This is a genomic window from Phenylobacterium sp. (assembly GCF_030697925.1).
In the GTDB taxonomy this organism is placed as follows: domain Bacteria; phylum Pseudomonadota; class Alphaproteobacteria; order Caulobacterales; family Caulobacteraceae; genus Phenylobacterium.
Map to the genome: position 1 here is coordinate 1 of NZ_JAUYOJ010000219.1, position 1,922 is coordinate 1,922.

3 protein-coding genes are annotated in these 1,922 nt (G+C 66.0%); 1 reads left to right on the top strand and 2 read right to left on the bottom strand.

What is annotated here, in order from left to right; all coding sequences use genetic code 11:
• Positions 1-226: hypothetical protein (locus Q8Q88_RS21575; protein ID WP_305677242.1), on the top strand; the 226-nt coding region annotated here is incomplete at its 5' end.
• Positions 227-282: 56 nt separating this feature from the next.
• On the opposite strand, the gene Q8Q88_RS21580 is transcribed toward Q8Q88_RS21575, so the two are convergent.
• Positions 283-675: a response regulator gene (locus tag Q8Q88_RS21580; protein ID WP_305677243.1), complete on the bottom strand. Its 393-nt coding sequence runs from the start codon at positions 673-675 to the stop codon at positions 283-285.
• Between the two features lie 317 nt (positions 676-992).
• On the bottom strand, positions 993-1,922 hold a 930-nt coding region (locus Q8Q88_RS21585), incomplete at its 5' end, for a hypothetical protein (protein WP_305677244.1).

Below are 1,922 nucleotides of genomic sequence, written 5' to 3' on the forward strand. Positions count from 1 at the left end.
TGTGATGGAGAACGCCACGGAGTTCGCGGTCGTTCGATTCGCCGACGGGTGGCGCGTGCTGACCCACGACAGCCAAATGGGGAAATTCCAGTACCGCGTCGATGCGGAGGAAGCTGCGTTGCGGCTGGCGGCCAAGGCGCGGGACCAAGGCAAGGCGGTGACGCTGCTGGTTCAGGAAACGAACGGGGAAATGCGGCCGCTCGCCATTCCCGCCGCCCCGCGGTGAACTCCGTACCTGCCGACGCGGCTTGCGTCGGATGAGCGTGACTATTCGGACAGACGTTATCGCCGGTCCGCGGCCAACGCCCGCAGGATCATGATGAGCAGATCGGGGTCGAATGGCTTGGTCACGTGGGCTGCGCCGGGAACGCCGAACTTCTCAACCGAGTCACGATGAGCGTTGGAGAGGAAGATCACCGGGACCGCCGGATTCAGTCGCCTCGCATGGCGGGCGACTTCGAAACCGGTGATCCCGCCGCCCGTGTCGCCGTCGATGATGAGAGCGCCGAGCGTCATGGCCTCGTGATCCAGGGCCGCGTAGGCCGCCACGCTGGAGACGCACAGCACGTCGAATCCCCGATCCCCAAGGATTTCGGTCAGCAGAATACGCGTCACGGGGTCGGCATCCACGACATGCACCCGAAACCCGGTTTCCGCACCATCGATCTGTGACACGTCCGTCCCCCACTGCGCCGACCCGAGCGCAGGGTTTTGTGTCGGATACCCGCCATTGCCCACGGCATTCTCCCGCCAGTTGTGTCCGGCTTGCCGACTGGGCGAACGAGCGCGCCCGTCGCCAGGCACGCGGCCCCACTCAACGCACCCCTCGCGACACGAGCGGTTGAGGCCCGACGAGAGTTCATGCGGTTGGAGCCTCGCTGGAGACTCTGCTGCGCCAGGGCCAGCGCCGGTGATCACCGCAAAGGTTCGCTATTTCGCCGACGGGGCGTTCTGGGCCTTTTCAACGCCGGTTGAACGACCCCATGCTCATATCAATCCCGCGCGGCCTGCGGCGGCCGGGCTGGACGCGCCGGAAGCTCCGCAATTGCGCCATCGAGCTGTTCAACCCCGCTGTGAGCGCCAAGGCCTGTCCCGATCGACAACGCCTGCAGCAGGTCGCGCAGGCCGTCGAGAACCTCTTCCGGCGACAGCCCCGCGAGCCGCTCGGCGCTGAAATAGTAGTTCCAGAAGCCGACCACCTGCTCCACCCGTCCGATCCGGGCGCCGATCTCCATGAACAGGCCGGAGCCGCGCATGAGAAAGGACCGGAACCCGTCGGGGTTCTCCTGGTCCGTCAGGGACGCAAACGCCTGATCATACAGTCTCAGCCGCTGTCCGACCTCGCGCCATGCGGCAATGACGGTCTGTTGCACCTGTTCGCTGGCGCTGACCACGAACGCCGACTCAATCCGACCATAGCGCGCGGCCCGGACCGCCAGGAGCGACCGTAAGGTGGACCTGAGCATCGGCGCCAACGTCCGGCTCCGCCAGCGGTAGTAGAGGAAGCCCTTCCAGGAAAACATCGCCTCGGCGAACGCCGACGCATCCATCCTGAAGATGTCGCGCAACGGCTGGAGTTCCGCATTGTCCTGCTCGGCCAACAAGAGCTGCGACAGCCGCCGCGTGCGCCGGTCGTTCGACTTCGCCTCGCCGAAGCACAGCCGGATCAGGGCCTCGACCTCCCCGCCCACGAAGCCGAGCATCTCGGTCTGGTCGGCGCTGCTGAGCCGGGAGTAACATCGGCCGACATCGATCCTCAGCTGGTTCAGGGTCTCGCGGACCAGGAACGGGTCGAGCGTCGGCAGCCTGTCCAAGGTGCGCAGCACCATCACGTCCCGCCCGAACGGCAGGTCGGTGTAGTCGAGGACCCGGGCGAGCACGTTGGGGAAATCGGGTTGGTCGACAAACAGCCCCTGACCACC